The organism is Pseudomonas sp. HMSC08G10, assembly GCF_001808425.1.
Lineage (GTDB): Bacteria > Pseudomonadota > Gammaproteobacteria > Pseudomonadales > Pseudomonadaceae > Aquipseudomonas > Aquipseudomonas guariconensis.
This window is the reverse complement of the sequence record NZ_KV793290.1, coordinates 1-25794: the sequence shown is the minus strand read 5'-3', so window position 1 is coordinate 25794 and position 25794 is coordinate 1. Positions and strand designations below refer to the sequence as shown.

25 protein-coding genes and 3 tRNA genes are annotated in these 25794 nt (G+C 61.9%); 7 read left to right on the top strand and 21 right to left on the bottom strand.

Annotated features, from left to right (window positions below; all coding sequences use genetic code 11):
- Positions 1-271: 271 nt before the first annotated feature.
- A complete protein-coding gene (locus tag HMPREF3173_RS02630; RefSeq protein ID WP_070571420.1) occupies positions 272-955 on the bottom strand; it encodes an energy-coupling factor ABC transporter permease in 684 nt (227 codons plus the stop codon).
- 130 nt (positions 956-1085) lie between these two features.
- Between HMPREF3173_RS02630 and HMPREF3173_RS02625 the strand changes: the two genes are divergently transcribed.
- From HMPREF3173_RS02625 to HMPREF3173_RS02615, 3 genes are all read left to right on the top strand, one after another.
- A complete protein-coding gene (locus HMPREF3173_RS02625; protein ID WP_043209644.1) occupies positions 1086-1715 on the top strand; it encodes a DUF1780 domain-containing protein in 630 nt (209 codons plus the stop codon).
- Positions 1716-1848: 133 nt separating this feature from the next.
- Positions 1849-2022, top strand: coding sequence for a DUF3094 family protein (locus tag HMPREF3173_RS02620; RefSeq protein ID WP_043209647.1), 174 nt, complete (start codon positions 1849-1851; stop codon positions 2020-2022).
- An 84-nt stretch (positions 2023-2106) separates the two neighbouring features.
- Entirely contained in the window at positions 2107-3402 is a 1296-nt protein-coding gene (locus tag HMPREF3173_RS02615; protein ID WP_043209649.1) for an NAD(P)/FAD-dependent oxidoreductase, read from the top strand.
- 341 nt (positions 3403-3743) lie between these two features.
- Here the strand turns inward: HMPREF3173_RS02615 and HMPREF3173_RS02610 are convergent.
- The 6 genes from HMPREF3173_RS02610 to rluD all read right to left on the bottom strand — a co-directional run bounded on the left by HMPREF3173_RS02610 (position 3744) and on the right by rluD (position 8853).
- Positions 3744-3819: transfer RNA gene (locus HMPREF3173_RS02610), tRNA-Lys, on the bottom strand.
- Between the two features lie 6 nt (positions 3820-3825).
- A tRNA-Pro gene (locus tag HMPREF3173_RS02605) sits at positions 3826-3902 on the bottom strand.
- Between the two features lie 4 nt (positions 3903-3906).
- Positions 3907-3982: transfer RNA gene (locus HMPREF3173_RS02600), tRNA-Asn, on the bottom strand.
- A gap of 368 nt (positions 3983-4350) precedes the next feature.
- Entirely contained in the window at positions 4351-6915 is a 2565-nt protein-coding gene (clpB, locus tag HMPREF3173_RS02595) for an ATP-dependent chaperone ClpB (RefSeq protein WP_043209651.1), read from the bottom strand.
- Between the two features lie 241 nt (positions 6916-7156).
- Positions 7157-7894 carry a peptidoglycan editing factor PgeF gene (pgeF, locus tag HMPREF3173_RS02590; RefSeq protein WP_070571419.1) on the bottom strand — a complete coding sequence of 246 codons (738 nt, stop codon included), beginning with the start codon at positions 7892-7894 and terminating at the stop codon, positions 7157-7159.
- Positions 7891-8853 carry a 23S rRNA pseudouridine(1911/1915/1917) synthase RluD gene (gene rluD, locus HMPREF3173_RS02585; protein ID WP_043209655.1) on the bottom strand — a complete coding sequence of 321 codons (963 nt, stop codon included), beginning with the start codon at positions 8851-8853 and terminating at the stop codon, positions 7891-7893. Before rluD ends, pgeF begins: the two co-directional genes overlap by 4 nt.
- Positions 8854-9001: 148 nt before the next feature.
- Here rluD and HMPREF3173_RS02580 point away from each other — a divergent pair, with 148 nt between their 5' ends.
- The gene (locus tag HMPREF3173_RS02580) at positions 9002-10021 is read left to right on the top strand and encodes an outer membrane protein assembly factor BamD (protein WP_043209657.1); all 1020 of its coding nucleotides are present in this window, start codon (positions 9002-9004) and stop codon (positions 10019-10021) included.
- Positions 10022-10114: 93 nt separating this feature from the next.
- Positions 10115-10345 (top strand): PP0621 family protein, encoded by a 231-nt coding sequence (locus HMPREF3173_RS02575; protein ID WP_070571418.1) that lies wholly within the window; start codon positions 10115-10117, stop codon positions 10343-10345.
- A 94-nt stretch (positions 10346-10439) separates the two neighbouring features.
- Here HMPREF3173_RS02575 and thiO read toward each other — a convergent pair whose 3' ends face one another.
- Genes thiO through HMPREF3173_RS25230 form a run of 5 tightly spaced genes read right to left on the bottom strand, consistent with a single transcriptional unit; the run spans position 10440 to position 13466 of the window.
- Entirely contained in the window at positions 10440-11537 is a 1098-nt protein-coding gene (thiO, locus tag HMPREF3173_RS02570; protein ID WP_070571417.1) for a glycine oxidase ThiO, read from the bottom strand.
- A 34-nt stretch (positions 11538-11571) separates the two neighbouring features.
- Entirely contained in the window at positions 11572-11970 is a 399-nt protein-coding gene (locus HMPREF3173_RS02565) for a type IV pilin protein (protein WP_070571416.1), read from the bottom strand.
- A 1-nt stretch (position 11971) separates the two neighbouring features.
- The gene (locus HMPREF3173_RS02560) at positions 11972-12457 is read right to left on the bottom strand and encodes a hypothetical protein (protein WP_070571415.1); all 486 of its coding nucleotides are present in this window, start codon (positions 12455-12457) and stop codon (positions 11972-11974) included.
- Positions 12454-13122 carry a PilW family protein gene (locus HMPREF3173_RS02555; protein WP_070571414.1) on the bottom strand — a complete coding sequence of 223 codons (669 nt, stop codon included), beginning with the start codon at positions 13120-13122 and terminating at the stop codon, positions 12454-12456. Before HMPREF3173_RS02555 ends, HMPREF3173_RS02560 begins: the two co-directional genes overlap by 4 nt.
- On the bottom strand, positions 13119-13466 hold the full coding sequence (locus HMPREF3173_RS25230) for a type IV pilus modification PilV family protein (RefSeq protein ID WP_070571413.1): 348 nt from the start codon (positions 13464-13466) through the stop codon (positions 13119-13121). Before HMPREF3173_RS25230 ends, HMPREF3173_RS02555 begins: the two co-directional genes overlap by 4 nt.
- A 108-nt stretch (positions 13467-13574) precedes the next feature.
- On the opposite strand from HMPREF3173_RS25230, the gene HMPREF3173_RS02545 reads away from it, so the two are divergent.
- The gene (locus tag HMPREF3173_RS02545) at positions 13575-14066 is read left to right on the top strand and encodes a GspH/FimT family pseudopilin (protein ID WP_043209669.1); all 492 of its coding nucleotides are present in this window, start codon (positions 13575-13577) and stop codon (positions 14064-14066) included.
- Here the strand turns inward: HMPREF3173_RS02545 and ispH are convergent, their stop codons facing one another.
- From ispH to murJ, 6 genes are all read right to left on the bottom strand, one after another.
- The gene (ispH, locus tag HMPREF3173_RS02540; RefSeq protein ID WP_043209670.1) at positions 14067-15014 is read right to left on the bottom strand and encodes a 4-hydroxy-3-methylbut-2-enyl diphosphate reductase; all 948 of its coding nucleotides are present in this window, start codon (positions 15012-15014) and stop codon (positions 14067-14069) included.
- A gap of 14 nt (positions 15015-15028) precedes the next feature.
- Positions 15029-15466: an FKBP-type peptidyl-prolyl cis-trans isomerase gene (gene fkpB / locus HMPREF3173_RS02535; protein WP_043209672.1), complete on the bottom strand. Its 438-nt coding sequence runs from the start codon at positions 15464-15466 to the stop codon at positions 15029-15031.
- Complete coding sequence (gene lspA / locus HMPREF3173_RS02530) at positions 15459-15974, bottom strand: signal peptidase II (RefSeq protein WP_070093373.1); 516 nt, start codon at positions 15972-15974, stop codon at positions 15459-15461. The genes fkpB and lspA overlap by 8 nt, the downstream gene beginning before the upstream one ends.
- Entirely contained in the window at positions 15967-18798 is a 2832-nt protein-coding gene (ileS, locus tag HMPREF3173_RS02525) for an isoleucine--tRNA ligase (protein ID WP_070571412.1), read from the bottom strand. The genes lspA and ileS overlap by 8 nt, the downstream gene beginning before the upstream one ends.
- Complete coding sequence (gene ribF / locus HMPREF3173_RS02520; RefSeq protein ID WP_070571411.1) at positions 18795-19745, bottom strand: bifunctional riboflavin kinase/FAD synthetase; 951 nt, start codon at positions 19743-19745, stop codon at positions 18795-18797. The genes ileS and ribF overlap by 4 nt, the downstream gene beginning before the upstream one ends.
- A 118-nt stretch (positions 19746-19863) precedes the next feature.
- A complete protein-coding gene (gene murJ / locus HMPREF3173_RS02515; protein WP_070571410.1) occupies positions 19864-21402 on the bottom strand; it encodes a murein biosynthesis integral membrane protein MurJ in 1539 nt (512 codons plus the stop codon).
- A gap of 250 nt (positions 21403-21652) precedes the next feature.
- On the opposite strand from murJ, the gene rpsT reads away from it, so the two are divergent.
- Entirely contained in the window at positions 21653-21931 is a 279-nt protein-coding gene (rpsT, locus tag HMPREF3173_RS02510) for a 30S ribosomal protein S20 (protein ID WP_010220592.1), read from the top strand.
- Positions 21932-22084: 153 nt separating this feature from the next.
- Here rpsT and HMPREF3173_RS02505 read toward each other — a convergent pair whose 3' ends face one another.
- Genes HMPREF3173_RS02505 through HMPREF3173_RS02495 form a run of 3 tightly spaced genes read right to left on the bottom strand, consistent with a single transcriptional unit; the run spans position 22085 to position 25647 of the window.
- Positions 22085-24385 carry a PqiB family protein gene (locus HMPREF3173_RS02505; protein ID WP_070571409.1) on the bottom strand — a complete coding sequence of 767 codons (2301 nt, stop codon included), beginning with the start codon at positions 24383-24385 and terminating at the stop codon, positions 22085-22087.
- Positions 24378-25001, bottom strand: coding sequence for a paraquat-inducible protein A (locus HMPREF3173_RS02500; RefSeq protein WP_070571421.1), 624 nt, complete (start codon positions 24999-25001; stop codon positions 24378-24380). The genes HMPREF3173_RS02505 and HMPREF3173_RS02500 overlap by 8 nt, the downstream gene beginning before the upstream one ends.
- Entirely contained in the window at positions 24988-25647 is a 660-nt protein-coding gene (locus tag HMPREF3173_RS02495) for a paraquat-inducible protein A (protein ID WP_070571408.1), read from the bottom strand. The genes HMPREF3173_RS02500 and HMPREF3173_RS02495 overlap by 14 nt, the downstream gene beginning before the upstream one ends.
- Between the last annotated feature and the right edge of the window lie 147 nt (positions 25648-25794).

Sequence of the window (25794 nt, the reverse complement as noted above, 5' to 3'; positions counted from 1 at the left end):
TATCGAATTTCGCGAGTTGATTTCGTGAAAGCGCCAACTCTGATTTAAGCGATTCGTAATTTTTGGTTTCAAGATTGATAAACGACCGGGCTTCAGACACTCATGTACCTCATACGTATTTCCCTTAATTATTCAGCACCAACAGCTGATCGAGAGTAGGGACGTATGAAGCACGCCGCAACGGCGCAAATGCGGCAAAAGATCAAACAAGGAAACGTACTACAAGCGCTGTTGGAACTATCAAACAAGAACTGACTACCGGCATAAATATTCAACGCCTCTCGTCATCATTCCAAGGCGCCTGTAAATACCGCGTGCGATTGAACGTCTCCAACCACTCCGGACAAAACACGACCAACGCACTGATTACCGTGCCATTGATAAAAGCCTCGGGGAAGATGATCAACCACAGGTAGCCAATGAAGTCCGACAGCCATTCCGGCATGGCGAAACGCCCATCCAGCCAGAGCAGGCCAAGCCCAACCAGGACACACAGCAAGGCCGACAACGCCGCGGCGAAAAATCCAGAGAAGATATAGACGAACAGGTTACGCGGCTGGGCGCGCTCGACCAGGATCGCGCACACTTCCGTGACCAGCACCGGCAGGCCGATGATCAACAGGCCGTTGACGCCCAAGGCGGCCGGGTCCTGACGGCCCAGCGCCAGCAATCCGAGTTGGGCGAGGAAACCGCCGAGAATCGCCAGCGGCCAGTCCAGCAGCAGGGTCACCGCAGTCATGCCGATGAAGTGGTAGGAGACGCCTGTGTCGAAGTCCCGCCGGACCAACCACAGCACGAACAAGCCGAAGACCGTGCCAAACAGCAAATGCTGGCGGCGGCTGTCACTGAACAACTCGACCCAACGCGTGCGGCTCAGGGCCCATACCAACAGAGGCACATAGCCGAGCCAACCCAGGGTCAGGCTGGTGGTGGACAGGACCTGCGCACTGATCACCGGTTCGCTCCTTCGGACGGTCGCGGATACGCCGAGTCTACACCCGATTGCCAAGGCTATCGTTCGGCCAACGGATTCCTGCGCACAAACAGCATCTTACCGTCATGGATTAGCGACTAAGCTTGTTCCCATGGATGACTCAGACTACCTGCGCCTGCTCACCATCCAGGCCGAACAAGCCAATGCCTTTCTCTCCAACGCCCGTAAATGGGAACGAGAGCGTTGGGTGTGCCAGCGCCTGTTGCAAGGCTTGAACATCGCTTATCGCAGCGAGGACTTCACACCGGCGGGCCAGGAGCCGCCTGACGTGCTGTTTCGTGATGCCGCCTTCGAGGTGTTCTTCGTACTCGATGAAGGGCGTCGGCTCAATGACGAATGGCGCGAGGAGCTGCAACGCCGGCGCAGTGCGTTTTCCCTGAGCCAGCTGGTGCGTCGCGAGGCGCGGCCAAGGCGGATCAGCGCCCAGGAGCTGCTCGGGCGCCTGGCCCCGACGCTGCGCAAGAAGGCGCACAACTATCGGGAACGCGGGCTGGACCTGAGCGAGCTGGACATCATCGCCTTCGCCAGCCTCAAGCGCGAGGTGCTGGACCTCAACAGCCACTTCCCGCCGCCCACCGAGTACCTGCGCCAGGGGTGGCGCTCGCTGTCGCTGGTGGGACCGACGTTCGCCCGGGTGCTGTTCGCCCACCCCGACGCACCGGATTTTCTGCGCGGGAACCTGGGGCGCAGCATTGTCTTCGATGTCGGTATCAGTCTTTGATCCACTGCCGAGAGTCTTTGCGATGGCGTACACTCGGCGCCAGTGATAGAAAGCATTATCATTCGATATCAAGTGCTTGCGAGAACCCTGTGGTGTTTTCGCAGTCACAAGCGTCTATCTGACGAGGCCCACCATGACCAGCCGCTTGAATCCAGAAGATCAGCGTCGTGTCGATGAATACCTGCAAGCCCCTCAGCATCGAGTCGAGCGCAAGCCATTCCGGCCTTTGCTGCTCCTCGTGGTGGTGGTGGCAGTGACCATCGGCCTGGGCCTGCTTAGCCGCCTGTTGAGTGGACTGGTGCTATGAGCTGCGTTGCGCTCGCCCTCCCCTCGCCCCTGTCGCGGCCGGCCCTTGGGGCCAAGAATTCCTTAAACCTTATGAGATATCCCCATGACTCATCGCATCGTGATTGTCGGCGGCGGCGCCGGCGGCCTGGAACTGGCGACCCGCCTGGGTAAAAGCCTGGGCAAGCGCAAGCAGGCCGAGATCACCCTGGTCGACGCCAACCTCACGCACATCTGGAAGCCCCTGCTGCACGAAGTGGCCGCCGGCTCGCTGAACTCCTCGGAAGACGAACTGAACTACGTGGCCCAGGCCAAGTGGAATCACTTCAATTTCCAGCTGGGGCGCATGAGCGGCCTGGACCGTGAGACCAAGCAGATCCAACTGGCCGCAACCCTCGATGAAGAAGGTCGCGAACTGCTGCCTGCGCGCACCCTGGGCTACGACACCCTGGTCATCGCAGTGGGCAGCAATACCAACGACTTCGGCACACTCGGTGCAGCGCAGCATTGCCTGTTCTTGGATACCCGCAAGCAGGCCGAGCGCTTCCATCAGCAACTGCTCAATCACTACCTGCGCGCCCATGCCGGTGATGTGGCCAGCGAGAAGATCAGCGTGGCCATCGTCGGCGCCGGCGCCACCGGTGTGGAACTGGCGGCCGAACTGCACCACGCGGCCCACGAACTGGCGGCCTACGGCCTGGACCGCATCCAGCCCAAGGACATGCACATCACGCTGATCGAGGCAGGCCCACGCGTGTTGCCTGCCCTGCCTGAGCGCATCAGCGTGCCGGTGCACAAGACCCTGGAAAAACTCGGGGTGAAAGTGATGACCAACGCGGCGGTCAGCGAAGTGACCGAGGATGGTCTGAAGACGGCCTCCGGCGAAGTGATCCAGGCGAGCCTCAAGGTATGGGCGGCCGGTATCCGTGCGCCAGGCTTCCTCAAGGACATTGATGGCCTGGAAACCAACCGCATCAACCAGCTGGTGGTGCGCCCGACCCTACAGACCACCCGCGACGACAACATCTTCGCCTTCGGTGACTGCGCCGCCTGCCCGCAACCCGGCAGCGACCGCAACGTGCCGCCACGGGCCCAGGCCGCGCATCAGCAGGCTTCGATGCTTGCCCAGAGCCTCAAGGCTCGGCTTGAGAACAAGCCGCTGCCGACTTATGAATACAAAGACTACGGCTCGCTGGTTTCGCTGTCGCGCTTCTCGGCGGTGGGCAACCTGATGGGCAACCTGATGGGCAGCGTGAAGCTGGAGGGCTGGTTGGCGCGGATGTTCTATGTGTCGCTGTACCGGATGCACCAGATGGCGTTGTACGGGTTCTTCCGCACGGCACTGATGATGCTGGGAAGCAAGATTGGCCGGGGTACTGAGCCGCGCCTGAAACTGCACTGACAGGCCAGCCCTCGCTTGGAGGAATGGGGTTGTCCGCGAGTACGATAGTGAATCGGCTATCGCTTTCGCAGGCAAACCCGCTCCCCCAAGCGGCGGCGATACACATCAAGGCACCGGAAGGTGCTTTTTTTGTGCTTCATTGTCCGGTACTCCCGAAATCTTATGACGCGGCGCTGACGGGTGCCGTCGTGACGCGTGGGAGCGGATTTATCCGCAAGCACAGGAGTGAATCCACCATCGCTTTCGCGGGTGAACCCGCTTCCACAGGCTGGGCAGTGACAAGTTTGGATAAATTCGAGGCAAAAGAAAAAGGGCATCTCATTCGAGATGCCCTTTTTATATGGTGGGTCGTGTAGGATTCGAACCTACGACCAATTGGTTAAAAGCCAACTGCTCTACCAACTGAGCTAACGACCCTGAAAATGGTCGGGGTGAGGGGATTCGAACTCCTGACATCCTGCTCCCAAAGCAGGCGCGCTACCGGACTGCGCTACACCCCGAAATTGGCTCCGCGACCTGGACTCGAACCAGGGACCCAATGATTAACAGTCATTTGCTCTACCGACTGAGCTATCGCGGAACTGAACTTCGTACAACTTCGAAGCCTGTGTTAGCTTCGAACTCTTCAGCGTTGTCGCTGCTGAGGCCGGCTATTCTACATTCTTCGTTTTGCTTGTCAACCCCCAATTTGCTTTCAAGTTACTGATTTGCAAATTGTTTTCAGATCCCTTGTACCGCCGGTGATCTGTGTAGTGCCTGACAGCGGGGCGTATATTAGGGGCACTCGATTTTCTGTGCAAGCATTTTTTTCAAAATATTCAGCTAGTTAGATCGGGCCCAGAAAAATCAGGGGTTTGCGTTACCGGGCAACTGCATCGACAGGCCCAACGCCGCAAAGCCGAAACGAAAAAGCCCCGCCAAGGCGGGGCTCTTTCTTGATTGCCGGGCTCAGGCAAAGACGATTTCGTCGCCTTCGACCTTGGCGGTGATCGCCGCGCCAGGCAGGAACTGCCCACCGAGGATCAACTGCGCCAGCGGGTTTTCGATCCAGCGCTGAATCGCACGCTTGAGTGGCCGTGCGCCATACACCGGGTCGTAACCGACTGCGATCAGTTTGTCCAAGGCCTCCGGGCTCAGGCTCAGCGACAGCTCGCGCTCGGCCAGACGGCTGCGCAGGCGGCCAAGCTGGATCTCGGTGATACCGGCGATCTGCTCGCGGCCCAGCGGCTCGAACACCACCACTTCGTCGATCCGGTTGATGAACTCCGGACGGAAGTGCGAACTCACCGCGTCCATCACCGCCGCACGTTGCGCCTCACGGTCACCGGCCAGTTCCTGGATCTGCGCCGAACCCAGGTTGGAGGTCATCACGATCACCGTGTTGCGGAAGTCCACGGTACGGCCATGGCTGTCGGTCAAGCGGCCATCTTCAAGTACCTGCAACAGCACGTTGAACACGTCCGGGTGAGCCTTCTCCACTTCGTCCAGCAGCACCACAGAATACGGCTTGCGACGCACAGCCTCGGTCAGGTAACCGCCCTCCTCGTAACCGACGTATCCGGGTGGAGCGCCGATCAGGCGAGCCACGGAGTGCTTCTCCATGAACTCGGACATGTCGATCCGTACCATGGCCTCCTCGGTATCGAAGAGGAACTCGGCCAGCGCCTTGCACAACTCTGTCTTGCCCACACCGGTCGGGCCGAGGAACAGGAAAGAGCCGCTTGGACGGTTAGGGTCGGCGAGACCGGCCCGGGAGCGACGTACGGCGTTGGCCACGGCGGTGACGGCTTCGTTCTGGCCGATCACGCGCTGGTGCAGCAACTCTTCCATCTTCAGCAGCTTCTCACGCTCGCCTTCGAGCATCTTGGCCACCGGGATGCCGGTCCACTTGGAGACCACTTCGGCGATTTCTTCTTCAGTCACCTTGTTGCGCAGCAACTGGTTCTCGGTCTTGCCGTGCTGGTCGACCATCTGCAGGCTGCGCTCAAGATCAGGAATGATCCCGTACTGCAGCTCGGCCATGCGACTCAGGTCACCCTTGCGGCGGGCAGCTTCGAGCTCCTGGCGGGCCTGCTCGATCTTTTGCTGGATCTGCGCGGAGCCCTGCACCTCGGCTTTTTCCGAGGCCCAGATTTCTTCCAGATCGGAGTACTCGCGCTCCAGACGCTCGATTTCCTCGGTCAGCTTCTCGAGACGTTTTTTCGCGGCCTCGTCTTCTTCTTTCTTGAGCGCCTGGGACTCCACCTTCAGCTGGATCAAGCGACGGTCGAGGCGGTCGAGCACTTCTGGCTTGGAGTCGATCTCCATGCGGATGCGGCTGGCCGCTTCGTCGATCAGGTCGATAGCTTTGTCCGGCAACTGACGGTCGGTGATGTAGCGGTGGCTGAGCTTGGCCGCGGCGATGATGGCGCCGTCGGTGATGGCCACCTTGTGGTGCACTTCGTAGCGCTCCTTCAGGCCACGCAGGATGGCGATGGTGTCTTCCTCGCTCGGTTCCTCGACCAGCACCTTCTGGAAGCGGCGCTCGAGCGCTGCGTCTTTTTCGATGAACTGGCGATACTCGTTGAGCGTGGTTGCGCCTACACAGTGCAGCTCACCACGGGCCAGAGCCGGCTTGAGCATGTTGCCGGCGTCCATGGCGCCCTCGCCTTTACCGGCGCCGACCATGGTGTGCAGTTCGTCGATGAACAGGATGATCTGGCCTTCCTGCTTCGACAATTCGTTGAGCAACGCTTTGAGGCGTTCTTCGAACTCACCGCGATACTTCGCGCCAGCGATCAGCGCGCCCATGTCCAGGGCGAGCAGGCGCTTGCCCTTGAGGCCATCGGGCACTTCGCCGTTGATGATGCGCTGGGCCAGGCCTTCGGCGATGGCGGTCTTGCCCACGCCAGGCTCACCGATGAGCACGGGGTTGTTCTTGGTACGACGCTGCAGGACCTGCACGGTACGGCGGATCTCATCGTCACGGCCAATCACCGGGTCGAGCTTGCCTTCCTCGGCGCGCTTGGTCAGGTCGACGGTGTACTTGTCCAGAGCCTGGCGCGACTCCTCGGCATTGGGGTCGTTGACCGCCGCACCGCCGCGCAGGTTGTTGATGGCGTTTTCCAGCGCCTTCTTGCTCACGCCCTGGCTAAGCAGGAGTTTGCCAAGCTTGCTGTTCTCGTCCATGGCGGCGAGCAACACAAGCTCGCTGGAAATGAACTGGTCGCCCTTCTGCTGGGCCAGGCGGTCGGCCTGGTTGAGCAGGCGCGCCAGGTCCTGGGACATGTTCACATCGCCCGTGGGATTCTGGATTTTCGGCAGTTGGTCCAGCTCTTTGGCCAGAGCCTGACGCAGGCCATTGATGTCAAAGCCGACCTGCATCAGCAGCGGCTTGATGGACCCGCCTTGCTGATCGATCAGCGCCTGCATCAAGTGCAAAGGTTCAATGGCCGGATGATCCATGCCCACGGCCAGGGATTGGGAATCGGATAACGCCAGTTGCAGCTTGCTGGTCAAACGGTCTATTCGCATGGGGATACCTTCCTATAAGGGCAGGCGGAGCGATGGATAGCACCTGTAATGAAGAACCTGCCTGAGATGACCAATAGATAAGGCTGATTCTGGGTTTTTCAAGCTTAGCGGGGTTGACATAGGTCAGCAGTGCGGATCTGACCAAGAGCGCTTTGCGCGCCCGGGCAGGCTTCTACAAGGTATTCGCAAGACTGTAGGCGCTGGCGGGTCTGGGATGAGGCGCGAAGCGGCCCCTAGGGCATCAAGGCCGCAGCCAGACCAACGAAGCGAAACGCCCACCCTGCGGCGTGCGTCGATAAGAGAAGAAGCGAGGGTCGTTGACCGTGCAGAAACCACCACCATACACAGCGGTGACCCCACGGGCCGCCAGGCGGATACGCGCCAGCTGGTAGATATCGGCCATCAGTTTGCCCGGGCGCTCACCGTCGACGAAGGCTGCAGCAGACTCGGGGTGCACGGCGGTAAAAGCATCGCGCACTTCCAGCCCCACCTCGAACGCCTGTGGCCCTATGGCCGGGCCCAGCCATACCAACACCTCGTCGGCAGGGACACCGAGGCGATCGAGCGTGGCTTCCAGCACACCGCCAGCCAACCCGCGCCAGCCCGCATGAGCGGCCGCCACGCGGGTACCGGCACGGTCGCAGAACAGGGCCGGCAGGCAGTCGGCGGTCATCACCGTGCAGGCGATGCCGGGCTGGTCGGTGAAACTGGCGTCGGCCTCGGCCACCACCGCTGGGTCGGCATCGGCCACAACCAGGCCATGCACCTGCTTGAGCCAGGCCGGCCGGATGCCGAAGGCGTCGCTCAGGCGGCGGCGATTCTCGGCGACCGCAACCGGGTCGTCACCCACGTGGTCACCCAGGTTGAAGGACTCGTAGGGCGGCAGGCTGACGCCGCCCTCGCGGGTGGTGACGCAGGCGTGCACCGAGGCCGGGGCCGGCCAGTCGGGGAACAGCAGCGACTGCGTCAGGCCGCTCATCCGATGAAGCTCTCACGGTCCTGGGCGAGCAGCGACAGCAACCAGACGAAATCATCCGGCAACGGCGAAGCCCATTCCATGCGTTCGCCGGTGGTCGGGTGGTCCAACGCCAGGAAGCGCGCATGCAAGGCCTGGCGCGGGAAGTGCTTGACTGCCTCGACCATGGCCACGCTGGCTGCCGGTGGAATGCGGAAGCGCCCGCCGTAGGTCTGGTCGCCGACCAGCGGGAAGCCCACATGGGCCATGTGCACGCGGATCTGGTGGGTACGGCCGGTTTCGAGTTTGACCCGCACATGAGTGTGCGAGCGGAAGCGCTTGAGTACGCGATAGTGGCTGACCGCTGGCTTGCCGCCGTCGGTCACCGCCATGCGCTGGCGCATGCCGCCGTGACGGCCGATAGGCGCGTCGATCTTGCCACCGGCGGTGACCACGCCGACCACGATGCACTCGTAGATGCGGCTGACCGAGCGCTTTTGCAGCTGGTCGACCAGGTTGGTCTGGGCCTGCAGGGTCTTGGCCACCACCATCAGGCCGGTGGTGTCTTTGTCCAGGCGATGCACGATACCGGCACGCGGCACGTTGATGATGTCCGGCACGTGGTGCAGCAAGGCATTGAGCAGGGTGCCGTCGGCATGGCCCGCCGCCGGGTGGACCACCAGCCCGGCAGGCTTGTTGATCACCAGGATCTGGTCGTCTTCGTAGACGATATCCAGCTCGATGTCCTGGGCCACCCATTCACCCTGGGCTTCCTGCTCGGCGTCGAGGGCCAGGACGGAGCCGCTGTGGACGATATCGCGCGGGCGCAGTACCGCGCCGTCGACCGTCAGGCGGCCGTCCTTGATCCACGAGGACAGGCGCGAGCGCGAGTACTCGGAGAAGAGTTGGGCGGCGACTTGGTCGAGGCGTTGGCCCCCCAGTTCGGACGGGACCTCTGCGCTAAGTTGAATGATCTCGGACATGCTCGATTCGGCGGGCGCACAGCCTTTGGTTTCAGCTGCACGCTTGTGGTTAAATACGGCTTCTTTTGCCCCGGGTTTGGCCGGGGGCGCTCATCATAACAGGACGGCACCGCCCAAGACAGCGGCCGTCAAAGGGACGCAAGCCGCCATGCAAGTGAAACACCTGCTGCTGATCGCCATTCTCGGGCTCACCGCTGCCTGTTCCTCCAACAAGGAAGTCGTCGACGAGAACCTCAGCGAGGCCGAGCTGTACCAGCAGGCGCAGGCCGACCTGGACAACCACAGCTATACCAGCGCCGTGAACAAGCTCAAGGCCCTGGAATCGCGCTACCCGTTCGGCCGCTACGCCGACCAGGCACAGCTGGAACTGATCTACGCCAACTACAAGAATGCCGAGCCGGAGGCTGCCAAATCCGCCGCCGAGCGCTTCATCCGCCTGCACCCGCAGCACCCGAACGTCGATTATGCCTATTACCTCAAGGGCCTGACCTCGTTCGACCAAGACCGCGGCCTGCTGGCGCGCTTCCTGCCACTGGACATGACCAAGCGTGACCCAGGTGCCGCCCGCGACTCCTACAACGAGTTCGCCCAGCTGACCAGCCGCTTCCCCAACAGCCGCTACTCGCCGGACGCCAAGCAGCGCATGATCTACCTGCGCAACCTGCTGGCTTCCTACGAAATTCACGTCGCCGACTACTACCTGAGCCGTCAGGCTTATGTGGCCGCCGCCAACCGTGGCCGCTACGTGGTCGAGAACTTCCAGGAAACCCCATCGGTGGGCGACGGCCTGGCCGTGATGGTCGAGGCCTACCAGCGCCTGCACCTGGACGAACTGGCTGCCACCAGCCTGGAAACCCTCAAGCTCAACTACCCGGACCACCCGAGCCTGGTCGACGGTCAGTTCCAGCCCAAGCAGGAAGAAGCCGACAACCGCTCCTGGCTGTCCAAGGCCACCCTGGGCCTGATCGAAACCGAGACCCCGCTGCCGCCGGGCGAAACCCGCGCCAACCAGGACGTGGTCAAGCAGTTCCAGGATGCACGCTCGGAGATGCCTGAAGAGCTGCTGCCCAAGGACGAGGACGGCAACCCGATCCTGCCGGAAGGCCCGAAAGAAGCCGAAAAAGACCGCTCGTGGTTCAGCTACATGACCTTTGGTCTGTTCGACTGATATCACGCGCAACAGAAAGGGAGGCCCAAGGCCTCCCTTTTTTATTGGCTGCGCCCTAGACTGTCGGTCTTTCCTCTCGACAAACTGGACACCATGGTTCGTCTACTTTTCTGGATCGCCGTGATCGGCGCTGCGTTCTGGCTGTGGCGCAAATTCAACGCCAGCCAGCAGTCTTCCTCCGAGCCCAAGCTCGATGACCCGCTGAAGATGGTGCGCTGCGCCCACTGTGGCGTGCACCTGCCCAACGATCGCGCATTGCGACAGGGCAATGACTGGTATTGCAGCCAGGCTCATCTGGAGCAAGGGCCAGGGCAACAGCGCTGAGGTCGATCGTTGGCTGTCGGAACAACTGCCTCGTGCTGGCGCCGACCTATTCGCGGGTAAACGCGCTCCCACAGATCCTGCGGGAGCTGCGAAGTCAAACCAGACGCGCACCTGGCGCATAAGGCACCGGATCGATGATCGGCTGACCGCCGGTCAACAGGTCGGTGAACAGCTGGCACGATGCGGGCGCCAGCACCAGCCCATTGCGGTAATGCCCACAGTTCAACCACAGCCCTTCGTGCCCCGGCACTGGCCCGATATAGGGAATCCCTTCCGGCGAGCCAGGGCGCAGGCCAGCCCAATGTGCTACCACTTCGGCATTCGCCAAGGCCGGCAATAGCTCCACCGCCGAAGCCTTGAGGCTTTCCAGCGCCTCGTTGGTGGGAGTCTTGTCGTATCCGGCGTGCTCGAGGGTACTGCCCACCAGGATGTGCCCGTCACGACGCGGAATGGCATAGCGCCCTTTGGCCAGGACCATGCTCGGCAAGAAGTCTTCGGCGCACTTGAACAGGATCATCTGCCCCTTCACTGGCTCCACCGGCAGTTCCACCCCCAGTGTACGCAGCAGGTCGCCACTCCAGGCACCGGCACTGAGCACCACCTCGTCCGCCACCAGCACGCCCTCGGCAGTGTGTACGCCAGTGATGCGGCCACCTTCCTGGCAGAACCCGCTGACCGAGCAATGCTCGCGCAGGGTCACATTGGGCATCGCCAGCAATGCAGCCTTGAGTGACTTCACCAAGCGCGGGTTACGCACATTGGCCACCCCCGCCATGTAGATGGCGCGTTTGAAGCCAGGGCCAAGCACCGGTACTGCATCGTATGCCGCCGAGATATCCACAGCGCTCAACGGCCGCTGCTCGCGCTGAGCCCAGTCCAGGGCTTCGGCTTCGTCGTCCAGGTCCAGCCAGTACAGGCCGGTGGTATGCACTTGCGGATCGATGCCGGTAGAGGCGAACAGGCGCTCACCCAGTTGTGGATAGAAGTCCTGCGACCAGTGCGCCAGGGCGGTTACCGCCGGGCTGTAGCGCCAGGGGTAAAGCGGCGAGACGATACCACCGCCGGCCCAGGACGACTCGCGCCCCACCTCACCCTGATCGCATACCACCACCTGGTCGACCTTCGGCGCCAGGTTGAACGCCGTCAGCAGCCCGATCACCCCACCACCGACAACCACTACTTGCTTGCTCATCTGTCGATCCACTACCTGAATTAAAACCGGGCCTTCAACGCCCCCAGCAATCTTCGGCCGGCATGCCGGCACCCGGATTGCCACGCACTCCAGTCTGATCGAGCTGGAAGTCGCCACAACGATCGTCAACCATCATGCCATCGGGCAGGCGCCTGGCGAGCAGCATGAAGCTGTCTTCGTCACGTTGCGCCAGCAAGCGGTAATAGCGTGTGCCGACAGGCAAAGGCGGTACCTGAGGGTCAGGATCGGCGTACTGTCCAGTACGCGCTCTGTGGCGTTCCAGACGCAGGGCTGCGTCCTGCAGCAGCCCAATCACTTCGCTTCGCGCGGCACGCCTGAGCTGGTCGCTGTAACTGGGGTAGGCAATGGCTGCCAGAATGCCGGTCACCGCCAGCACAATCAACAATTCGATCAGGCCAAGGCCTCGCTGCATGTCACTGTTCCCTCAATCGTTGGCGCCACACGATGCGCTGGGCGCGCGTCTTTTGCCCTGTCTCAACGGCGTAGATTGCTTCCAGCACATGCCGCGCGGTCAGGTGCTGGCTCACCGCCGTGACCCTGAACAGACGCACAGGGATGTCTTCGGGGACATGTACCGCCCGAGTGCTTTCACCCAGGTTCTGCAGCAAGAAAAAACCCTGCTCCGCTCGCTGCCATACCGCCTCCCCGCCCCGCACATCATGGGCTTCGGCGGGCGGCGCACAGGGCGGCGCGCAGGGCCCTGGCGGCGCTCGCAGCAAGCGGTCACGTCCCTCCAGCAAGGTTGCCTCGGCCTGCTCCAGTGCTTGGGCACTGACCAGCAGTTGAGCAGTCGAGCGCGCCAGCCGCAGGGCGTCGTGCAGCGCCGATGCCGCCAGCAGCCCCAAGAGCAGACTCAGTAGCAGTCCGGTCAGAAGGACGATACCCCGTTGGCGCCTCATGACTCGGGCAACCGGTTGCGCAGGGCCACACTCATCTCATGCCGCAGCTCTACCTGGTGGCGCGGATCGAACAACGTGAGCTGCACATCGACGTGCCCGCCCTCTTGTGTCGGCACCAGCGTGGCGCGCAGATCACGCACCTGGTCGATCAGCGTCTGGGACTGGTTGCCACGCACCAGTCGCAAGTCATTGCCCTGCAGTTGGTAGGCGACGCGCTGAAGCGGGAACAGCAGCGCATCGGATCGCGCATTGGCGTCGCGTGGGTTATTGACCTGCGCCCAGCTCAGGCAATCGGTCAGCAGTACCCAGTCCGCTTGTCGCCCGGTACCGGGTAATTGTTCACCGACCAGGTTCAGGCTCTCCAGGCGTCCGCCCCCGGCTCGGGCGATGCGCACAGGCTGGGCGAAGGCGGCGGCCGCCGCCGGACTGTCGAAGGTGATGGCGTCGTGACGCAGGCAGCCCAACATCCCGGCCGAACGGATGTCCTGAGCCATGCGATGCAACGCCAGCCGGGCGTCATCCTGCAGCCGTGCCGTGGCGGCCTGCGCTTGCCAAGCCTGATAGGTGGACACGAACACGTGGCTCGCCGCCCCCAGCACTACCAGCCCGATCGTCAGCGCCAGCAAGGCCTCGAGCAACCCGTAGCCTGACTGGGTATGCCTCATGGCGATACCCTGCCCTGCAAGCTGATGAGCGCCTGGCCTGACCTGTGAATTTCCAACGACCAGGTTTCACCGGCGCCCGTCGCCCGACCTTGCGCCGAAGCACCCAGCAGCTGGCGAATCCGGCCTTGCCAATCCGCCCGCTCGGCCTCCGGCAGGACACCGACCGCCCTGCCGCGCTCCAACAACCCTTGAGCCAAATAGACCGCCTGGCTGTCACGCCGCGTCTCGTCACTTATCTGCAACCCGCGCAATTGTTGAGCCGCGGCAGCGAACAACCCCAGCGCCAACACAGTCATCGTCAACAGCACTTCCAGCAGCGTTATGCCGCGCTCCCTCGCTTGCATCCTCCCCTCCTGGGAATTTTCCTGCTCTTGCTCTCCAAATCTGCCGACTGGACGCCCTGTCCGTCGGCCTCGAAGCTACAGCGAAGCACGTCCTGGGAGAAATGCACGGTGCAGCAACGTGGAGCAACACTGATACAAATGATGTGCGCCTTGGCGCTGATCAGCCTTCTGGCACAGGTTGGATTGCCGGCCTACGCCAATCTCAGTCACGACCTGCACCAAGCCGCCGCGGCCCGCTATTTGGCGCAAGCACTGCGTAGCGCACGCAGCCATGCCGTGCTACAGCAGCAAGCGGTACAGGTACAAGCGCTGGAGGGGGACTGGGGTCTGGGCTGGCGTACACACCTGGCACACAACGGGCAATTACTGCACGAGCAACGGCTCGCGCGCAGGCTCGAGATCGCCAGCAATGTGGACAACGAGGTGACATTCAGCGGGCTGGGCGTTCCGCTGCGGGGCAATCGCGGGTTTCTCGGGGCTACGTTGGAGATTTGCCCACGCACGGAGCAAACGAGCCGGTATTGGGTGGTGCTGGCACCCAGCGGCAGGGTCGACCTGCGCACCGGAACGAGAGACTCGTCACGGTGCGCAGGCGCCTGATCAGATCAGCGAGCGAACCCGCAGTTCCTTGGGCATGGAGAAGGTGATGTTCTCTTCCCGACCATCGAGCTCTTCAGCGCCGGTGGCGCCCCAGGCACGCAGCTGCTCGATCACGCCACGCACCAGCACTTCGGGGGCCGAGGCGCCAGCGGTGATGCCGATGCGGGCCACGCCCTCGAACCAGCCTTGCTGCAGGTCCTCGGCACCGTCGATGAGGTACGCCGGGGTCCCCATGCGCTCGGCCAGCTCGCGAAGGCGGTTGGAGTTGGAACTGTTGGGGCTGCCGACCACCAGCACCACGTCACACTCATCGGCGAGCTGCTTGACGGCGTCCTGACGGTTTTGCGTGGCATAGCAGATGTCGTCCTTGCGCGGGCCACCGATGTTCGGGAAGCGCGCACGCAGGGCGTCGATGACACGGCTGGTGTCATCCATCGACAGGGTCGTCTGGGTCACGAAGGCCAGGTGCTCGGGATCGCGAACCTGAAGGTTGGCGACATCGTCCTCATCCTCGACCAGGTAGATCGCGCCGCCATTGCTGGCGTCGTACTGGCCCATGGTGCCCTCGACTTCCGGATGCCCGGCATGGCCGATGAGAATGCATTCCTTGCCATCGCGACTGTACTTGGCCACTTCGATGTGAACCTTGGTCACCAGCGGGCAGGTGGCATCGAACACCTTCAGCCCTCGGCCGGCCGCTTCCTGGCGCACGGCCTGGGAAACACCATGGGCGCTGAAGATGACGATGACGTCGTCCGGCACCTGGTCGAGCTCTTCGACGAAGATGGCCCCGCGGTTGCGCAGGTCCTCGACCACGAACTTGTTGTGCACCACTTCATGACGCACATAGATCGGCGGGCCGAAGACTTCCAGGGCGCGGTTGACGATCTCGATCGCCCGGTCGACCCCCGCGCAGAATCCGCGAGGGTTGGCGAGTTTGATTTGCATGCTCGGCTCCAGGCTTACAGGGCCTTGACCTCGAGGATCTCCACCTCGAAAGTCAGGGTCTTGCCAGCCAGTGGGTGATTGAAATCGATGGTCACCTGGTCGTCGTCGAACGCCTTGACCACGCCAGGCAGCTCGGCGTTGGCGGCGTCGTTGAAGATCACCAGCAAGCCTTCGGACAACTCCATGTCAACGAATTGCGAGCGCGGCATGACCTGTACGTTCTGCGGGTTCGGCTGGCCGAAGGCGTTCTCAGGGACGATGGTCAGCGTACGCTTGTCACCGGCCTTGAAGCCGAACAGCGCGGTTTCAAAGCCTGGCAGCAGATTACCGTCGCCCACCTTGAAGGTGGCCGGTGCCTTGTCGAACGTGCTGTCGACGGTGTCGCCGTTTTCCAGGTGCAGCGCGAAGTGCAGGGTGACTTCAGTGTTCTGACCGATACGGGTTTCAGTCATGGACAGGCTCTCCGGACTTCTTGCTCTTGAACATATCCAGCGCCAGCATCACCGCACCAACGGTGATAGCGCTGTCGGCCAGGTTGAAGGCCGGGAAATACCAACGGTTCTGCCAGTGCACCAGGATGAAGTCGACCACGTGGCCCAGCACAATGCGGTCGTACAGGTTGCCCAGCGCACCGCCGAGCACCAGCGCCAAGGCCACGGCCAGCCAGGTATCGTTGCGCCCCAGGCGCTTGAGCCAGACCACCAGCACCGCACTGACCACCACGGCGATCAGGGCGAACAGCCAGCGCTGCCAGCCGGAGCTGTCGGCCAGGAAGCTGAATGCAGCACCGGTGTTGTAGGCCAGGGTCCAGCTGAAGTAGTCGGGGATGACCACGATCTGCTGGTACAGCTTAAGGGCACCCTCGAAATAGACCTTGGTGGCCTGGTCAAGGACCAGGACCACCAGGCTCAGCCAGAGCCAGGCAAGGCGCCCGAAGCGCCCCGCTGCAGGATTAGGCATAGTGGCGCACCTCGCCGGAACCGCTGAGGTTGTCTACGCAGCGGCCGCAGATTTCCGGATGCTCCGGGTGGCTGCCGACGTCGGCGCGGAAGTGCCAGCAACGGCCGCACTTGGCATGGCCGGACTTGACGACTTTCAGCTTGAGGCCTTCGACTTCGGTTGTCACGGCATCGGCCGGCGCCTGGACGAACGGCACCACGCTGGCGGCGGAAGTGATAAGCACGAAGCGCAGTTCATCGCCCAGCTTGGCCAGGTCGGCGCTCAGGCCTTCCTCGGCGAACAGGGTGACTTCAGCCTGCAGGTTGCCACCGATGGCCTTGGCCGCGCGCTGGTTCTCCAGCTCCTTGTTGACCGCTGCCTTGACCGCCATGACGCGATCCCAGTAGGCGCGATCCAGCTCGAAGCCTTCCGGCAGCTCGGACAGCCCCTGGTACCAAGTGTTGAGCATGACCGACTCGTTGCGCTCGCCTGGCAGGTACTGCCAGATCTCGTCGGCGGTGAACGCCAGGATCGGGGCGATCCAGCGCACCAGGGCCTCGCTGATGTGGTACAGCGCGGTCTGGCAGGAGCGTCGGGCGACACTGTTGGCGCCGGTGGTGTACTGGCGGTCCTTGATGATGTCGAGGTAGAAGCCGCCCAGCTCCTGAACGCAGAAGTTGTGCACCTTGGAGTAGACGTTCCAGAAACGGTACTCGCTGTAGTGCTCTTCGAGTTCGCGCTGCAGCAGCAAGGTGCGGTCGACGGCCCAGCGGTCCAGCGCCAGCATGTCGTCGGCCGGCAGCAGGTCACGGGCCGGATCGAAGCCGGACAGGTTGGAGAGCAGGAAGCGCGCGGTGTTACGGATACGACGGTAGGCGTCGGCGCTACGCTGCAGGATCTGCTCAGAGACCGCCATTTCGCCGGAATAGTCGGTAGCCGAAACCCACAGGCGCAGGATGTCGGCACCCAGGGTGTCGTTGACCTTCTGTGGCTCGATGGTGTTGCCCAGTGACTTGGACATCTTGCGGCCGCTCTCGTCCACAGTGAAGCCGTGGGTCAGCAGCTCGCGGTATGGTGCATGGTTGTCGATGGCGCAGCCGGTCAGCAAGGAAGAGTGGAACCAGCCACGGTGCTGGTCGGAGCCTTCCAGATACAGGTCGGCGCGCGGGCCGGTCGAATGGCCGATATCGTGGGAACCACGCAGCACATGCCAGTGGGTGGTGCCGGAGTCGAACCAGACGTCCAGGGTGTCGGAGATCTTGTCGTACTGGCCAGCTTCGTCACCGAGCAATTCGACGGCGTCCAGCTTGAACCACGCCTCGATGCCTTCCTTCTCGACGCGCTTGGCCACTTCTTCCATCAGCTCGACGGTGCGCGGGTGCAGCTCGCCGGTCTGCTTGTCGAGGAAGAACGGAATCGGCACGCCCCAGTTGCGTTGACGCGAGATGCACCAGTCAGGGCGATTGGCGATCATCGCGTGCAGGCGGGCCTGGCCCCAGGACGGCACGAACTTGGTGTCTTCGATGGCCTTGAGGGCACGCTCACGCAGCGGCTCGCCGGTGGTGGGCTGCTTGTCCATGCCGACGAACCACTGGGCGGTGGCGCGGTAGATCAGCGGGGTCTTGTGACGCCAGCAGTGCATGTAGCTGTGGCTGATGGTCTCGGTGTGCATCAGCGCGCCGACTTCGCTCAGCTTGTCGACGATGGCCGGGTTGGCCTTCCAGATGAACTGGCCACCGAAGAACGGCAGCGACTCGACATACACGCCGTTGCTCTGCACCGGGGTGAGGATGTCTTCGTTGACCATGCCATAGCGCTTGCAGGTGACGAAGTCGTCTTCACCGTAGGCTGGCGAGGAGTGCACCACGCCGGTACCGGCGCCCAGCTCGACGTAGTCGGCCAGGTAGATCGGCGACAGACGGTCGTAGAACGGGTGACGGAAATTGATCAATTCAAGTGCCGAACCCGGTGCGGTGGCGATCACCGAACCTTCCAGGTTGTAGCGCTTGAGGCAGGACTCGACCAGTTCCTCGGCCAGCACCAGCAGACGCTCGCCAGTGTCGACCAGGGCGTAGTTGAACTCCGGGTGGATATTCAGCGCCTGGTTGGCCGGGATGGTCCAGGGGGTGGTGGTCCAGATGACGATGGCGGCGGACTTGGCGAGGCTCGCCAGGCCGAAGGCGGCAGCCAGCTTGTCGGCATCAGCGACCGGGAAGGCCACGTCGATGGTCTGGGATTTCTTGTCGGCATACTCGACTTCGGCCTCGGCCAGGGCCGATCCGCAGTCGAAACACCAGTTCACAGGCTTGAGGCCCTTGAACACGAAACCTTGCTTGACCATCTCGGCCAGGGCACGGATTTCACCAGCCTCGTTGGCAAAGTTCATGGTCTTGTAGGGGTTGTCCCAGTCGCCCAGCACACCCAGGCGGATGAACTCGGTCTTCTGGCCTTCGATCTGCTCGGCGGCGTACTCACGGCACAGTTCGCGGGTGCGGTCTGCGGTCAGGTGCTTGCCGTGGGTGACCTCGACCTTGTGCTCGATCGGCAGGCCGTGGCAGTCCCAGCCCGGTACGTAGGGCGCATCGAAGCCCGACAGGGTCTTGGAACGGACGATCATGTCCTTGAGGATCTTGTTCAGCGCATGACCGATATGAATCTTGCCGTTGGCATAGGGCGGGCCGTCGTGCAGGACGAACTTCGGACGATCCTTGCCAATTTCGCGCAGCTTCTGGTACAGGCCAATGCTGTCCCAGCGCTGCAGGATCTGCGGTTCGCGCTGAGGCAGGCCGGCCTTCATCGGGAAGGCGGTGTCCGGAAGGTTAAGCGTGGCTTTGTAGTCGGTCATTTCAGGCTCTTCGTTAGCGGTTGAGCGTGCCAATGGGCACGTGCGGCGGCGATGTCCGCGTCGATCGCCGACTTCAGCGCCTCCAGGGAGGCGAAACGCTGCTCCTCGCGCAGCTTCTGGTGGAACTCCACCGTCAGGCGCCGGCCATACAGATCGCCGGCGAAATCCAAAAGATGAATCTCCAGGTGGGGACGGCCATCACCGGCGACGGTGGGACGAACCCCGATGTTGGCGACACCTGCCCAGACCTTGCCGTCGATCTCGGCGCTGGTCAGGTAGACGCCGCTCAGCGGCACACGGCGGCGCTTGAGCTGGATATTGGCGGTGGGTGTGCCGAGCTGGCGCGCCAGCTTTTGACCGTGCAACACCCGGCCGGTGATACGGTAGGGGCGGCCCAGCAGGTGCGCGGCCAGCTCGAAATCGGCTTGGGCCAACGCCTTGCGCACCTCGGTGCTGCTCACCCGCAGTCCGTCCTGGATAACGGTGTTGGCCGCCTCCACGCTGAAACCGTATTGATTCCCGGCCTCGACCAGGAAGGCGAAGTCGCCGGCGCGGTCGCAGCCGAAGCGGAAATCATCACCCACTTCGAGGTGGCGCACACCCAGGCCGTCGACCAGGATTGCCTTGACGAACTCTTGGGCGCTGAGCTGGCTCAGGCGCTGGTTGAAGGCCAGGCACAGGACCCGATCGATACCCTCGCCAGCCAGCAGTTCGACCTTGTCGCGCAGCCGGGCCAGGCGAGCGGGTGCGGTATCGGGGGCGAAGTATTCACGTGGCTGGGGCTCGAAGATGACCACGCAGGTCGGCAGGTCAAGCGCCTGCCCACGCTCGCGCAGGCGCGCCAGGATTGCCTGGTGGCCACGGTGAACCCCGTCGAAGTTGCCAATGGTGGCGACACAGCCCCGGTGCTCGGGGCGCAGGTTGTGAAGACCTCGAACCAGCTGCATAACGCGCTTCTTGCTCATAAAGTGGCCGATTATAACCACACCCGGGCGCCGGTGACAGGCAGCAGCGCCAGGGGGTGACGTGGAATGCGAAAAACCGACGTCTGACCCGACATCGGCCTTAGTGCAAGGCCTTGCGGGCAAAATGCCGAGGCCGGAACCCGCACAGGAACAGGCAACCGAAGTAGGTCACCACACCCGCGAAGATCAATGCCCCTAGACGCAGGAATCGCTCAGGCATCCCGCCCTGCTCCCAGGCTGGCATGTAATGCATGCCAGCCAGCAGCACACCGGACATCAGGCCCACCGCCAGTACCAGCTTGCACAGAAACATCGCCCAGCCCGGCTGCGGCTGGAACAACTGCTGGCTGCGCAGCTTCCAGTACAGTAAACCGGCATTCAGGCAAGCCCCAAGACTGATCGCCAGGGCAAGGCCCGCATGCTGCAACGGACCGATCAGGGCCAGGTTGAGCAGTTGGGTGCAGACCAAGGTGAAGATCGCGATCTTCACCGGCGTACGGATATTCTGCTGCGCATAGAAGCCCGGGGCCAGCACCTTGACGAGAATCAGCGCGAGCAGGCCGACCGAATAGGCGATCAGGGCGCGCTGGGTCATGGCAGCATCGAACGCAGTGAACTTGCCGTACTGGAATAGCGCGACGGTCAGCGGCTCGGCGAGAATGCCCAGGGCCAAGGTGCAAGGCAGCACCAGCAAGAAGCACAGACGCAGCCCCCAATCGAGAATCCGCGAATACTCGTGCCGGTCACGATTGGCGTAGGTCTTGGCCAGGGTCGGCAGCAAGATGGTGCCCAGCGCCACGCCCAGCACGCCGGAGGGCAACTCCATGAGGCGGTCGGCGTAGTACATCCAGGACACCGAACCGGCCACCAGGAAGGAGGCGAAGATTGTGTTGATGATCAGCGAGATTTGGCTGACGGACACCCCGAGGATCGCCGGCAGCATCTGCTTGAGCACACGCCAGACGCCAGTGTCGCGCAGGTTCAGCCGCGGCAGCACGAGCATACCGATCTTCTTCAATGCCGGCAGTTGGTACAGCAGCTGCGCCAGCCCCCCGGCAAGCACACCCCAGGCCAAGGCCATGATGGGTGGATCGAAATACGGGGTGAGCAGCACGGCGAAGGCGATCATGGCGACGTTCAACAGCGTCGGGGTGAAGGCCGGCACCGAAAAACGGTTCCAGGTATTGAGGATCGCCCCGGCCAGCGAGGAAAGCGAGATCAGCAATATATAAGGAAATGTCACCCGCAGCAGGGCGGTGGTGAGCTCGTATTTTTCGGCACTGTCGACGAAGCCCGGAGCGGTCACCCAGACCACCCAGGGCGCGGCGAGAATTCCCAGGACGGTGACCAGAGCCAGTGCCAGGGTCAGCAGGCCGCTGACGTAGGCAATGAACGTGCGGGTGGCTTCCTCCCCCTGCTGAGTCTTGTACTCCGCCAGGATCGGCACGAACGCCTGCGAGAACGCACCTTCGGCGAAGATCCGGCGCAGCAGGTTGGGCAGCTTGAAGGCGATGAAAAAGGCATCGGTCGCGATACCGGCGCCGAAAACCCGCGCCAGGATGGTGTCGCGTATGAACCCGAGTATCCGGGAGATCATGGTGATGGAACTGACGGCGGCCAGGGATTTGAGCAGGTTCATGGAAAAATTTCACGCCAGAGACGGAGGGCGCTGCCAGAAAGCGCCCGAATGTGCGATACTTCCGCGCCGTTGAAGGGGAAGCCAAAACTCCCGAGTTTACAGGTCGCTGCGCAGAAAGGAATCATTCCTTCACGCTCGCGAACCGCTCGGCGGAACCCTCAAGGTGGCCTTGACAACCGTTCGACTGATCGGCATGATTCGCGGCCTATTTTGTTTGCTATTTACCTAAAGTCTTTCGAGGAGCTCGACGGTGGCCAACTCACCTTCCGCCAAGAAACGTGCAAAACAGGCTGAGAAGCGTCGCAGCCACAACGCCAGCCTGCGTTCCATGGTCCGCACCTACATCAAGAATGTAGTCAAGGCCATCGACGCAAAAGACGCCGAAAAAGCGCAAGCCGCCTACACCCTGGCTGTGCCTGTTATCGACCGTATGGCCGACAAAGGCATCATCCACAAGAACAAGGCTGCTCGCCACAAAGGCCGTCTGAATGGCCACATCAAGGCGCTGAAAGAAGCTGCAGCTGCCTAAGCGATGCGCTTGTCGAAAAACCGACCCTAGGGTCGGTTTTTTATTGCCTGCGATTTGAGCCAATGAAAAGGGGCCGCAGTGAGACCCCGTCACCACGCAACGCGCCAAGCCTTGCATGGTGACAGGGCCGCACTGGGGCCCCTTTTGCACGTACTATTTGCCGATCTGGATCTTCGGCGCCCACAGCAGCCATTCATCCTCAGGCTTGTCGAACAGGGCGAAGGTCTGTTGCGGCCGGGCTGGATTGCCCATCTTGTCGCCATCGGGCGTCGCGAAGGCAATGCCGCCATCGATAAGCGTCTCCAAGGACTCGGTGCGAACCGTGGCGCCCTTGAACAGGCCCCAGTCGAACCCAAAGCCGCTGCTATTCCAGAACCGGCTCCCACCACGCACCAAGGCCGCGTAGCGAGGCTCGATAAGGATGTGGATAAGGACACGATCAGCGGTCTGCCCCAGCTCGAAGCCCGTCACCTTGCCCACTGTCACCTCACGATAGGTCACCGGCACGCCGGGCTTGATGGATCCACGACGCGGTGCACTGAGGGTCAGCGGCAAGCCGACCTCCGCCTCGGTCAGCTCGGGCGCCTCGGGCAAGGCGATAAAGTCGCGCTGCGGCCCCTTGGACTTCAACGCTGGCAGCACTTCAAGGTAGAGCCCGCCAACCAGGGTATCGAGGTTTTCGGTACGCACTAGGCCAAAGGCCGGCTTGACCACCCAGAACTGGGTACCAACCCGGGCGATGCGGTCCTGGGCTCCGGTGATGCGCGCCCGCAGCAGCACAGCCTGCAGGTCGGACGTCAGGTCGACGCTTTCCACACTCCCCACATCCAGGCCGCGGAAGCGGATAGGCGTGCCTGGCTTAAGGCCATCGGCGCGATCTACACGAATGGTGATCAGGGTACCTGCACGATCCGCGGCCTCCTGATTGTCGTGCAGGCGGAAGCGGGGAATGCGCCGTTTCAAAGGCACATCAGCCTTTGGCGTATCGAATGCCACACCACCTGCCATGAGCGTCTGCAGCGATTCACTCTTGACCTTGATCCCCGAAAGATCGCCAGACAAGGTGATGCCACTGGCATTCCAGAAGCGCGAGGAGCCGTTGACCAGATGGGCGTACTCTTTCTCGATATGCACGCCAATCAGGATGCGCTTGCTGTTGCGAGCAAACTGGTAGCTTTGCACGCTACCGACCTTGACCTGGCGATACATCACCGGGCTTCCGACTTCCAGCGAGCCCAGGTTATCGGCAAACAGCACCATGTGCAGGCCTGGCGCTTTCAGGTCCAACGGTGGCGCCTTCGGGCGCGCCTCGAACTCGCGCTGTGGCTTGGCGCCCTTCTCGCCTGGACGTATGGCGATATAGTTGCCTTTGACCAAGGCCTCCAGGCCCGTGATACCGGCCAGCGAAATGGAAGGCTTGACCACCCAGAACTGCGTTCCTTCGACCAGGTAGTCTTCGGCCAGCGGGTCGAGTGTCAACTCGGCCGTGGCGCTGGTCAGGTCGTCCGCGATCTTCATCGTCTTCAACGACCCCACCTGGATACCTTTGTACATGACAGGGGTACGCCCAGCCTGCAGGCCTTCGTAGTCGGTCAGCTTGACCTTGATACGGATACCCGCCTGAGCAGCGTCGAAGTCCTCGTACAGACGGAAAGGCAGGCTGGGGTCGGTGGGAGGGCTGTCCTTGCGGTATTCGGGAGTGGCAAAGGCGATGCCCCCGGCGACAATGCTGGCCAAGGATTCACTGCGCACCTTCACACCCGATAGATCCGCATCGATACTGATGCCACTGGCATTCCAGAATCGTGTGTGCTTGCGCACTAGATTCGCGTAGGCCGGCTCAATGAACACCTTGATCTCTACCGTGTCCTGGTCTTCGGAAAGGCGGTAGCTCTTCACCCGGCCGACCTGGATCTGCTTGTAGAAAATAGGGCTGTCGCGATTGAGCGAGCCCAGACGATCGGCCTTAAGGGTCAGGTGCAGGCCCGGCTCGCTATCGGACAACGGCGGTGCCTCGGAGAGGGCGGTAAAGCGCTTGGTCTTCTCCCCCTCACCGGGGCTGACGGCAATGTAGTTACCTGAAACCAGAGTTTCCAGCCCTGTGATCCCTGCCAGGCTGACGCTCGGCTTCACCAGCCAGAAGCGCGTCCCGGTGGTCAGATGCGGCTCGGCCTCCTTCCTCATCTCGATGGTGGCGATGACACCCGTATTGCTTCCTTTGGCATCGAGCACCAAGGCCTTCACCTTGCCGACGGACATGCCCTTGTAGATGACTTCGGTCTTGTTGGCGACGATGCCTTCACCGGACAGGAAACGAACCTGGATATCTACCCCTGAATCACGATAGGCCTGCCAAGCCAGCCAGCCACCTATCAGCAAGGCAATCAGCGGCAAAATCCATATCGCCGACCAGTTCGAAGCTGGGCGGGTTTTAGCCGTAGGCATGTCACTCATGGTCGTTATCCGACTCCGTGTTATCCCAAATCAGTCGGGGATCGAAAGTTAAAGCTGCAAGCATCGTCAGTATCACCACAGAGGCGAAGGCGACGGCGCCCAAGTTGGCTTCGACGCTGGCAATACGGCCGAAATTCACCACCGCCACCAAGATGGCGATGACGAAGATATCCAGCATGGACCAGCGGCCAATGAACTCGATGAAGCGGTACATCAGGATCCGCTGACGCGCCGACAGCGGCTGGTGACGTTGCACCGAATACAACAACAGCCCGATACCCACCAGCTTGAAGGTGGGCACCAGAATACTGGCAATGAACACCACGGCAGCGATAGGCAACATGCCGTGCTTGAGCAGGGTGATGACTCCAGACATGATCGTGTCTGGGCTGCCCTGCCCCAACGCGCTGACTGTCATGATCGGCAACACGTTGGCGGGAATATAGAGAATGGACGCGGTGATCAGAAGCGCCCAAGTGCGCACGATACTGTTGGGGCGCCGTGCATGCACGATGGCGCCACAACGGGTACAGGACTGCGCCTCACTGCCAGATGCCTGCCGGTTCAGCTCATGACACTCATTACAGACCAGGATGCCTGCATCAATCGCCCGCATGCTCATCCTCCCCCGACAACGCACTCCAGATCTGATGTGGTGACATCACCACCTCCAGCCATACCTGGACCAATAACAAACTGATGAAACAAAACAGCCCCAGGCCTATGGTCAGTTCCGCGAGATCGACCAGTTTGACGATGGCAACCAGCACCCCCATGAAGTAGACCTCGAGCATGCCCCAGTCACGCAGGTGGTGATAAATACGATAGAAGAGCAATCCGTAACTTCGTCCGATATCTAGGCGAATGCTCAACAGAACCAGTAATTGGCAGAGAAGCTTGAGCAATGGGATCGCCATGCTGCATAGGAACACGACGACTGCCACGCCGCGCATATTCGAGTTGTACAGGCCCAGCACACCACTCCAGACAGTGTCGTCCGACGTCTGACCGAGCAAGTGCAGCTGCATGATGGGCAGAAAGTTGGCGGGCACATAGAGCAGCAAGGCCGTCAACACCAACGCAAGGCTGCGATTGACCACGTTGTGACGATGAGCATATAGCTCGTAGCCACACCGCGGGCAATGTGCCTTTTCGTCATTCTGCAGCACCGGCTTACGCATCAACAGGTCGCATTCGTGGCATGCCACGAGCTTATCCAGCGGCAAATGGGCCAGCGCTTCGGAGTCGACAGGATTAGGCATATCGAAAGTCTGAATAGATGAATGGACGCTATTCTAGTGCTCTGACTTAAATTGTGGGAGATGATGGCCATAGGGATGGCTCTGGGTGCCGGACCGCTTGCTAGTGGAGCGTAGCGGTCGGCACCAGAAAAGACAAAACCCCTACCT

Excerpts from the sequence above, each read along its gene's own strand:
- HMPREF3173_RS02625 (WP_043209644.1), top strand. The coding sequence starts at position 1,086 with ATGGATGACTCAGACTACCTGCGCCTGCTCACCATCCAGGCCGAACAA.
- HMPREF3173_RS02620 (WP_043209647.1), top strand. The coding sequence starts at position 1,849 with ATGACCAGCCGCTTGAATCCAGAAGATCAGCGTCGTGTCGATGAATAC.
- HMPREF3173_RS02615 (WP_043209649.1), top strand. The coding sequence starts at position 2,107 with ATGACTCATCGCATCGTGATTGTCGGCGGCGGCGCCGGCGGCCTGGAA.
- clpB (WP_043209651.1), bottom strand. The coding sequence starts at position 6,915 with ATGCGAATAGACCGTTTGACCAGCAAGCTGCAACTGGCGTTATCCGAT.
- pgeF (WP_070571419.1), bottom strand. The coding sequence starts at position 7,894 with ATGAGCGGCCTGACGCAGTCGCTGCTGTTCCCCGACTGGCCGGCCCCG.
- rluD (WP_043209655.1), bottom strand. The coding sequence starts at position 8,853 with ATGTCCGAGATCATTCAACTTAGCGCAGAGGTCCCGTCCGAACTGGGG.
- HMPREF3173_RS02580 (WP_043209657.1), top strand. The coding sequence starts at position 9,002 with ATGCAAGTGAAACACCTGCTGCTGATCGCCATTCTCGGGCTCACCGCT.
- HMPREF3173_RS02575 (WP_070571418.1), top strand. The coding sequence starts at position 10,115 with ATGGTTCGTCTACTTTTCTGGATCGCCGTGATCGGCGCTGCGTTCTGG.
- thiO (WP_070571417.1), bottom strand. The coding sequence starts at position 11,537 with ATGAGCAAGCAAGTAGTGGTTGTCGGTGGTGGGGTGATCGGGCTGCTG.
- HMPREF3173_RS02565 (WP_070571416.1), bottom strand. The coding sequence starts at position 11,970 with ATGCAGCGAGGCCTTGGCCTGATCGAATTGTTGATTGTGCTGGCGGTG.
- HMPREF3173_RS02560 (WP_070571415.1), bottom strand. The coding sequence starts at position 12,457 with ATGAGGCGCCAACGGGGTATCGTCCTTCTGACCGGACTGCTACTGAGT.
- HMPREF3173_RS02555 (WP_070571414.1), bottom strand. The coding sequence starts at position 13,122 with ATGAGGCATACCCAGTCAGGCTACGGGTTGCTCGAGGCCTTGCTGGCG.
- HMPREF3173_RS25230 (WP_070571413.1), bottom strand. The coding sequence starts at position 13,466 with ATGCAAGCGAGGGAGCGCGGCATAACGCTGCTGGAAGTGCTGTTGACG.
- ispH (WP_043209670.1), bottom strand. The coding sequence starts at position 15,014 with ATGCAAATCAAACTCGCCAACCCTCGCGGATTCTGCGCGGGGGTCGAC.
- fkpB (WP_043209672.1), bottom strand. The coding sequence starts at position 15,466 with ATGACTGAAACCCGTATCGGTCAGAACACTGAAGTCACCCTGCACTTC.
- lspA (WP_070093373.1), bottom strand. The coding sequence starts at position 15,974 with ATGCCTAATCCTGCAGCGGGGCGCTTCGGGCGCCTTGCCTGGCTCTGG.
- ileS (WP_070571412.1), bottom strand. The coding sequence starts at position 18,798 with ATGACCGACTACAAAGCCACGCTTAACCTTCCGGACACCGCCTTCCCG.
- ribF (WP_070571411.1), bottom strand. The coding sequence starts at position 19,745 with ATGCAGCTGGTTCGAGGTCTTCACAACCTGCGCCCCGAGCACCGGGGC.
- murJ (WP_070571410.1), bottom strand. The coding sequence starts at position 21,402 with ATGAACCTGCTCAAATCCCTGGCCGCCGTCAGTTCCATCACCATGATC.
- HMPREF3173_RS02505 (WP_070571409.1), bottom strand. The coding sequence starts at position 24,385 with ATGAGTGACATGCCTACGGCTAAAACCCGCCCAGCTTCGAACTGGTCG.
- HMPREF3173_RS02500 (WP_070571421.1), bottom strand. The coding sequence starts at position 25,001 with ATGCGGGCGATTGATGCAGGCATCCTGGTCTGTAATGAGTGTCATGAG.
- HMPREF3173_RS02495 (WP_070571408.1), bottom strand. The coding sequence starts at position 25,647 with ATGCCTAATCCTGTCGACTCCGAAGCGCTGGCCCATTTGCCGCTGGAT.